The sequence below is a fragment of the Deinococcus alpinitundrae genome (genome assembly GCF_009982895.1).
In the GTDB taxonomy this organism is placed as follows: domain Bacteria; phylum Deinococcota; class Deinococci; order Deinococcales; family Deinococcaceae; genus Deinococcus; species Deinococcus alpinitundrae.
In genome coordinates this window covers 1-251 of sequence record NZ_WXZL01000386.1, presented here as the reverse complement: position 1 = coordinate 251, position 251 = coordinate 1, and the positions used below count along the sequence as shown (strand labels likewise).

Below are 251 nucleotides of genomic sequence, written 5' to 3'. Positions count from 1 at the left end.
AAGAAATTTGATATAATAGCAATAGGTTAAACAAAGGAGGAATTCAGATGATTTTAGGATTAGCATTAATTCCATCAAAGTCATTTCAAGAAGCGGTGGATTCTTACCGTAAAAGATATGATAAACAGTATTCACGAATTAAACCACATGTGACAATTAAAGCGCCATTTGAAATTAAAGATGGTGATTTAGATTCTGTCATTGAACAGGTTAGAGCTCGTATTAATGGTATACCAGCAGTAGAAGTTCAT

At 32.3% G+C, this 251-nt stretch carries 1 protein-coding gene; it reads left to right on the top strand.

Features of this window, described 5'->3' with window-relative positions:
- Positions 1 to 47: 47 nt before the first annotated feature.
- Positions 48 to 251 (top strand): 2'-5' RNA ligase family protein (locus GUI70_RS26035; RefSeq protein ID WP_202630626.1); only part of this gene is annotated, 204 nt, incomplete at its 3' end.